Source organism: Halobacterium bonnevillei (genome assembly GCF_009831555.1).
GTDB lineage: Archaea > Halobacteriota > Halobacteria > Halobacteriales > Halobacteriaceae > Halobacterium > Halobacterium bonnevillei.
In genome coordinates, this window is sequence record NZ_WUUU01000178.1 from 1 (window position 1) to 5,776 (window position 5,776).

At 67.7% G+C, this 5,776-nt stretch carries 4 protein-coding genes and 1 pseudogene; all 5 read left to right on the forward strand.

What is annotated here, in order from left to right; all coding sequences use genetic code 11:
- Positions 1 to 106, forward strand: a pseudogene (gene rnhB / locus GRX66_RS15645) (ribonuclease HII); the annotation flags it as partial.
- A gap of 602 nt (positions 107 to 708) precedes the next feature.
- Positions 709 to 2,376, forward strand: coding sequence for an aldehyde ferredoxin oxidoreductase family protein (locus GRX66_RS15650; RefSeq protein ID WP_159527368.1), 1,668 nt, complete (start codon positions 709 to 711; stop codon positions 2,374 to 2,376).
- 305 nt (positions 2,377 to 2,681) lie between these two features.
- Positions 2,682 to 3,155 carry a (2Fe-2S)-binding protein gene (locus GRX66_RS15655; protein ID WP_159527369.1) on the forward strand — a complete coding sequence of 158 codons (474 nt, stop codon included), beginning with the start codon at positions 2,682 to 2,684 and terminating at the stop codon, positions 3,153 to 3,155.
- Positions 3,152 to 5,521, forward strand: a complete 2,370-nt coding sequence (locus tag GRX66_RS15660; RefSeq protein WP_159527370.1) for a xanthine dehydrogenase family protein molybdopterin-binding subunit — start codon at positions 3,152 to 3,154, stop codon at positions 5,519 to 5,521. Before GRX66_RS15655 ends, GRX66_RS15660 begins: the two co-directional genes overlap by 4 nt.
- The coding region (locus GRX66_RS15665; RefSeq protein WP_201293062.1) for an FAD binding domain-containing protein at positions 5,521 to 5,776 on the forward strand (256 nt) is incomplete at its 3' end. The genes GRX66_RS15660 and GRX66_RS15665, both read left to right, overlap by 1 nt.

Genomic DNA, 5,776 nt, shown 5'->3' on the forward strand with positions numbered 1-5,776 from the left:
TACGTCCGCGAGCACGGCGACCTCCCGGACTGCGCCCGCCGCGTCCTGGCAGACCAGCCGGGACGCGATCGCGGCCGCCGAGCAGACCGGCCTCGACGAATTCTGACTGCCGCACGCCATTCTGGCCGGGTTGCGGCCCGCCCGCGAGCCACGACGGCCAGCGGCGGACGTGGGGACGGCTCGCGGGCACTCGAACGCTATACTAAGATACCTTTCACGAACCCGATAGTGACAACTATAGTAGTATTCTGTGAGTGGTATCTGCCGAGAGGCAAGATACCCGCGTTTTCGCCGTTTAGTGGCCCTCTACCAGTGTATCCCAAATTTGCGCTCAGCCAGCTCAGATGCCAGAAGTTACCAGCGTAATATCCAAGGTAGGCCGCCCGAGTAGTTCGAAATCCGGGTTTCTGGAGTTGTCGAAAGTCGATACGGCCAGAAGAAAGTATTTGTTTAATATACCGTCTTGGATTCTGGTAGTCGTGGCGCGCGGCGTCGAGACGGCGACCACTCCACCTACCCACCGGCCGCGACACAGACCGAACACCGTCGACCACTGGCACCTGCACACGGTGACCGTCACGCGCTCCCGTGGCTAGCGACTCGTCAGCGCGGACGCGTCAGCGGTACGGGGCGAGTGCGGCACGTACCGACCGCGTCCCGCCGCGTTCTGCTGAAGTTTTATTACCGCGGGCGCGCCTCCTAGAGGTAATGCTGCACAGCGCCGGGCCCTTGCTATCGGTGGATCTCTCAGCACACGAAACGGACACGGAAGACGTCAGCGACGTCCTCGAGTCGTTCATCGGGGGCCGCGGCGTCGGCACGAAACTCGTCCACGACCGCGTGCCCTTCGACGCCGACCCCCTGGGGGCCGAGAACCGCCTCGTGTTCACGACCGGGCCGATGCAGGCCTCCCAGATGAGTTTCACCGGGCGGATGAACGCCACGGCGGTGTCCCCGCTCACGGACGGCCTGCTGTCGTCGAACGCCGGCGGGTTCATGTCCCGGCACTTCGCCGACACCGGATACAGCGCCGTCGAGTTCACGGGCGAGAGCGACGAACTCGTCGCGGTCCACGTCCGGGACGACGGCGTGGAGTTCGAGGCCGTGCCGGACCTCGCGGGCGCGACGGTGTCCGAGACCTGCGACTACCTCGAAGCAGAACACGACCTCGAGTCCGATCACGTCGCAGCTATCGGGCCGGCTGGCGAGAACCAGGTGCGGTTCGCGTCCATCATGACGACCGAGGAGCGCGCGTTCGGGCGCGGCGGCCTCGGCGCGGTGCTCGGTGCGAAGAACGTCAAGGCCGTCACGTTCGACGGCGACTCCGCCCCGGACATCGACATCCCGTCGAGCCAGATGGAGATCCACCGGGAGGCCGCGACCGACGACAACATCATGAAAGAGCAGGGCACCGTCGCGGTGATGGACCTCGCGAACGCGATGGACGGCCTGCCGTCGTACTACTTCTCGGAGCGCTCGTTCGAGGGCGTCGAGGGCATCAACGGATCGGCGGTCGCCGACAAGAAGTACAAGAAGGGGACGTGTTCGGCGTGCGCGTTCGCGTGCAAACTGCCCACCAGGGACGAGGAGCGCGGCGTGGAGACGGAGGGCCCCGAGTTCGAGGTGGCGATGGCGTTCGGGTCGAACTCCGGCGTCGACGACATCGTCGACGTGATGAAGTCCAACCAGCTCTGCGACGACTACGGCCTGGACGCCATCTCCGCGGGGAACACCATCGCCGCGTACCTCGCAGCCAACGACGAGTTCGGGAACCGCGAACTCATCTGGGACCTCGTCGAGAAGATCGCCGAGCGCGACGGCGTCGGCGACGACCTCGCGGAGGGCATCGGCCGCGTCCACGAGGACCTCGGCGTCGAGAACTGGTCGGTGAAGAACATGGACTTCGCCGCCCACGAGGGCCGCATCCTCCACGGGCAGGCGCTCTCCTATGCGGTCGCGAACCGCGGCGCCGACCACATGTACGCGACGTTCTACTCCGTGGAGTACCCGCTGGTCGGCGACGACCAGGCGATGGACAACGTCGGCTTCGAGGGGAAGCCCGAGCGACTCGCGGAGCGCGAGGACCTGATGGCGCTCAACGACAGCGGCGTGGTCTGCAAGTTCTCCCGCGACTACATGACGCCCGAGCGCTACGAGATGCTGTTCGGCGCGGACTTCGAGGACCTCCTGGACGTCGGCGCGCGGACGGTCACCCTGGAGCGCCACTTCAACAACCAGCGCGGCTTCGACGCCAGCGACGACCGCCTCCCCTACGAGGACGAACTGGAGGGGCTGGAGGACGCCATCGCACAGTACTACGAGGTCCGCGGCTGGGACGACGACGGCACGGTGCCGGAGTCCGCGCTCCCGGCCTGACGAGTCACGGCCGCGGCTCAGTCCGCGCTTCGTCGGCGTGCGCGCGCATCGAAGACGTGTCATTCTGCGGTCCCAGGAGTTTCATTTTATCCCCGAGCGCGGAGATGTCGGGCAGTTCAATCGAGGAGGGAGGCACCGTCGGCGCTGTCGCCCCGGTATTGGATTTCAGCCGAGATGAGGCCGTGCAGTTGGAGGTGTTCCCGAATCTTTTTGCTCGATACGTTCGTGGTGTATGTCATCGTGGTACGCAGACCACGGCCAGCCACTCCGACCACGAACTAGACGGGGAGGAGAGGAATACATCGATGCGAGAGATCACACTGACCGTAAACGGGCAACGACACGAACTGACCGTGGAGCCACGGACGCTACTCGTCACGGCGCTCCGCGAGGAACTCGACTACCGGGGGGCGAACGTCGGCTGCGAGACCGGCCGCTGCGGCGCCTGCACCGTCCGGCAGGACGGTGACGCCATCAAGTCCTGCACCAGGTTCGCAGTCCAGGCCGACGGAGCGACCATCGAGACGGTCGAGGGCCTGGCCGACGACGACGAGTTGGCCCCCATCCAGGAGCAGTTCCAGGAGAACCACGGCCTGCAGTGTGGCTACTGCACGCCGGGCATGCTGATGACCGCGGACACCTTCCTCAGGGACGCCGACGACCCGTCCCGCGAGGAGATCCGGGACGCCATCGAGGGGAACCTCTGCCGGTGCACCGGCTACCACAACATCGTCGACGCCATCGAGGCGACGGCCGACCAACTCGGTGAGACCGAATGAGCGACGCCGAGGACGTCGCCGAGAGCGTGTTCGGGTCGTCGGTCGAGCGCCGCGAGGACGTCCCGCTGCTGAAAGGCGAGGCGACGTACACCGACGACATCGACCTGCCGGAGATGACGCACCTCGCCATCCGGCGGTCCGACCACGCTCACGCGCGCATCGTCGACGTCGACACCAGCGACGCGGAAGCGATGGACGACGTCGTCGCCGTGTTCACGGGCCAGGACGTCGAGGACAGCGGGATTCCGAACGCCATCCCGACGGCGTGGGACCTCCCGAACCTCGTCCAGCCGAAGTACCGGATTCTCGCGCTGGAGAAGGTTCGCCACGAGGGCGACGGCGTCGCAGCGGTGGTCGCGGAGTCGCGACACGCCGCCCGGGACGCCGTCGACCGCATCGACGTCGAGTACGAGGAACTCGACCACGTGACCGAGCCGCGGGACGCCGTCGAGCGTGACGTCCCCGAAGTACACGAGGAAGCCACGGACAACGTCGGATTCGACTTCGAACTCGGGGACGCCGACGCCGTCGACGAGGCGTTCGCGGACGCCGACCACACGGCGAGCGTCGACCTCCGGCTGCCGCGCATCATCCCGAACGCGATGGAGCCGCGGGCGGCCGTCGCGGACTGGGACGCCACCACGGAGGAGATGCGCATCTGGATGACCAGCCAGAACCCCCACCTCCACCGGATGCTGATGGCGGCGGCGACGCTCGGCATCCCGGAGAACAAACTCCAGGTCATCGCGCCCGAAGTGGGCGGCGGGTTCGGCAGCAAGATCTACCACTACCCCGACGAGGCCGTCACGGGCTGGGCGTCGATGCAGGTCGAACGCCCCGTGAAGTGGCAGGCCACGCGCTCGGAGAGCTACCAGACTGACTGCCACGGGCGCGACCACGACACCACCGCCGAAATCGCAGTGGACGACGACGGCACGGTCCGCGGCCTGCGGGTCGAGACGTACGCCGGACTCGGCGCGCACCTCTCGCAGTTCGGCTCCGCGACGCCGTCGTACCTCTACACGACCGTGCTGTCCGGCCAGTACCAGATTCCCGCCATCCACGCGCGGGTCGTCGGCGCGTTCACGAACACGACGCCGGTCGACGCCTACCGCGGCGCCGGCCGCGCCGAAGGCATCTACGTGATCGAGCGCGCGATGGACGTCGCGGCGCGCGAACTCGACGTCGACCCGGTCGGGTTACGCAAACACAACCTCGTGCCGAGCGAGGACTTCCCCTACGAGTCGGCCGCGGCGCTCGTCTACGACAGCGGCGAGTACGAGCACGGGATGGACACCGCGCTCGACCACGTCGACTACGAGGCACTCAGGGAGCGCCAGGCGGAACTCCGCGAGGAGGGGCGGTACATCGGCATCGGCGTCGCGAGCTTCGTGGAGTCCGCGGGCCTGTCGCCCTCGGAGGCCGCCGGCAACCTCGGCTCGCAGGCAGGCGGCTGGGAGAGTGCCATCGTCCGGTTCGACTCCACGGGCACGGTCACCCTGTTCGTCGGGACGGCCGACCAGGGGCAGGGCCATCGGACGACGTACGCCCAGATTGCGGCCGAGGAGCTCGGCGTCTCGATGGACGACATCGAGGTCGTCGAGGGCGACACCGACCGCATCCCGCAGGGGATGGGGACGTACGGCAGCCGGAGCGCGTCCGTCGGCGGCGGCGCCGTCGCACGCGGCGCGCGGGAAGTCCGGGAGAAGGCGCGACGCATCGCCGCCCACCAGCTGGAAGCGAGCGTCGACGACATCGAGTTCTCGGACGGCGAGTTCCACGTCGCGGGCGCGCCCGACCGCTCGATGCACATCCAGGGCATCGCCCACCAGGCGTACCTCGGGCACGACATGCCCGACGACATGGACCCCGGGCTGGAGGTGACGAACTTCTACGACCCGGAGAACTTCACGTTCCCGTTCGGGACGCACGTCGCGGTCGTCGAGGTCGACCCGGACACCGGCGAGATCGACATCCAGCAGTACGTCGGCGTGGACGACTGCGGCGAGATCATCAACCCGATGGTCGTCGAGGGTCAGGTCCACGGCGGCATCGCCCAGGGCATCGGCGCGGCGCTGTTCGAGGGCGCGTCCTACGACGAAGACGGCCACCTCGAGACCCGCCGCATGGACGAGTACGCCGTCCCGCACTCGACCCAGCTCCCGGACTTCGAGACGGACAACACCGTGACGCCGAGCCCACACAACCCCATCGGCGTGAAGGGCGTCGGGGAGTCGGCGACCATCGCCGGGACGCCGACGCTCGTCGCCGCCGTCGCGGACGCGCTGGAGCCGTTCGACGTCGACCACCTGGACATCCCGATTACGCCGGAGACGGTCTGGCGCGCCACCGGAGGTGGTGAGTGATGTACACCGAGGACTTCGAGTACTACCGCGCCGACAGCGTCGACGACGCAATCGCATTGCTCGACGAACACGACGGCAGCGAACTGCTCGCCGGCGCACAGGGCATCCTGACGCGCATGAAGACCGGCGAGGAGTCGCCGCCCGCGCTCGTGGACATCGGGCACCTGGAGGGGCTGTCGGCCGTCGAAACCGACGGCGGGACGCTGTCCGTCGGCGCGCTCGCGACCCACACGGAGCTCGCGGACTCGCAGGCGG

Coding starts and splice junctions, on each gene's coding strand:
- GRX66_RS15650 (WP_159527368.1), top strand. CDS start 709: ATGCTGCACAGCGCCGGGCCCTTGCTATCGGTGGATCTCTCAGCACAC.
- GRX66_RS15655 (WP_159527369.1), top strand. CDS start 2,682: ATGCGAGAGATCACACTGACCGTAAACGGGCAACGACACGAACTGACC.
- GRX66_RS15660 (WP_159527370.1), top strand. CDS start 3,152: ATGAGCGACGCCGAGGACGTCGCCGAGAGCGTGTTCGGGTCGTCGGTC.